General features: G+C 54.1%; 1 pseudogene. It reads right to left on the bottom strand.

The window, feature by feature from the left end:
* Positions 1-2,045, bottom strand: a pseudogene (locus tag HJG58_RS18560) (Ig-like domain-containing protein); the annotation flags it as partial.
* Between the last annotated feature and the right edge of the window lie 9 nt (positions 2,046-2,054).

Genomic DNA, 2,054 nt, shown 5'->3' with positions numbered 1-2,054 from the left:
ACCACAGTCGCAGTAGGATCATCGATCATACCGGTCAATGCAGGCGTTGTATCGTTCGTCGATACATCTGGGAAAGTAACTACTGGTGCGGTGGTATCAATGGTCACTACTGCCGTATCGGTACCCGCATTACCTGCTGCATCTGTTGCCGTCACGGTAATGGTATGTGGACCATCAGTTAACGCAGGCAGTGTATTGTCTGCAAGCGTCCAAGTGCCGTCACCGTTGTTCACTGCCGGATAGTCAACACCATCCACAGTCACCACCACAGTCGCAGTAGGATCATCGATCGTACCGGTCAATGCAGGCGTTGTATCGTTCGTCGATACATCTGGGAAAGTAACTACTGGTGCGGTGGTATCAATGGTCACTACTGCCGTATCGGTACCCGCATTACCTGCAGCATCAGTTGCCGTCACGGTAATGGTATGTGGACCATCAGTTAACGCAGACAGTGTATTGTCTGCAAGCGTCCAGGTGCCGTCACCGTTGTTCACTGCCGGATAGTCAACACCATCCACGTTCACAACCACAGTTGCTGTCGGATCGTTCACTGTACCGGTGAGTGCTGGTGTGCTGTCGTTAGTCAACACATCATCCAGTGCAACCACCGGCGGTGTGATGTCTGCAGAGACTGTGCCTGTACCTGGCAATGAAGTATTGCCTGCAGGGTCAGTCGCTGTTGCCGTTACTGTATCGCCATCCACCAGGTTACCCGGGTTTGGTACTGACCATGTTCCGTCTGTGCCTGCCACGACTGTTGCGGTGGTGCCATCAGGGAAGCTCACCGTCACGGTTGAACCCGCTTCTGCTGTACCGCTCACCGGGTCAGTAGCATTGATTGGGTCAAGCACTGGTGCATTTGGTGCTGTGGTATCAATCGTCACCACTGCTGTATCGGTACCCGCATTGCCTGCTGCATCTGTTGCCGTCACGGTAATGGTATGTGGACCATCAGTTAACGCAGGCAGTGTATTGTCTGCAAGCGTCCAGGTGCCGTCACCATTGTTCACTGCAGGATAATCAACACCATCCACGTTCACAACCACAGTAGCTGTCGGATCGTTCACTGTACCGGTGAGTGCTGGTGTGCTGTCGTTAGTCAACACATCATCCAGTGCAACCACCGGCGGTGTGATGTCTGCAGAGACTGTGCCTGTACCTGGCAATGAAGTATTGCCTGCAGGGTCAGTGGCTGTTGCCGTTACTGTATCGCCATCCACCAGGTTACCCGGGTTTGGTACTGACCATGTTCCGTCTGTGCCTGCCACGACTGTTGCGGTGGTGCCATCAGGGAAGCTCACCGTCACGGTTGAACCCGCTTCTGCTGTACCGCTCACCGGGTCAGTAGCATTGATTGGGTCAAGCACTGGTGCATTTGGTGCTGTGGTATCAATCGTCACCACTGCTGTATCGGTACCCGCATTGCCTGCTGCATCTGTTGCCGTCACGGTAATGGTGTGTGGACCATCAGTTAACGCAGGCAGTGTATTGTCTGCAAGCGTCCAGGTGCCGTCACCATTGTTCACTGCCGGATAGTCAACACCATCCACGTTCACAACCACAGTAGCTGTCGGATCATTCACTGTACCAGTGAGTGCTGGTGTGCTGTCGTTCGTGAGTACATCATCCAGTGCAACCACCGGCGGTGTGATGTCTGCAGACACTGTGCCTGTACCTGGCAATGAAGTATTGCCTGCAGGGTCAGTCGCTGTTGCCGTTACTGTATCGCCATCCACCAGGTTACCCGGGTTTGGTACTGACCATGTTCCGTCTGTGCCTGCCACGACTGTTGCAGTGGTGCCATCAGGGAAGCTCACCGTCACGGTTGAACCCGCTTCTGCTGTACCGCTCACCGGGTCAGTAGCATTGATTGGGTCAAGCACTGGTGCATTTGGTGCTGTGGTATCAATCGTCACCACTGCTGTATCGGTACCCGCATTACCTGCAGCATCTGTTGCCGTCACGGTAATGGTATGTGGACCATCAGTTAACGCAGGCAGTGTATTGTCTGCAAGCGTCCAGGTGCCGTCACCATTGTTCACTGCCGGATA

It is taken from the genome of Acinetobacter geminorum, assembly GCF_013009345.1.
Classification (GTDB): Bacteria; Pseudomonadota; Gammaproteobacteria; order Pseudomonadales; family Moraxellaceae; genus Acinetobacter; species Acinetobacter geminorum.
This window is presented reverse-complemented; position numbering and strand designations above follow the sequence as displayed.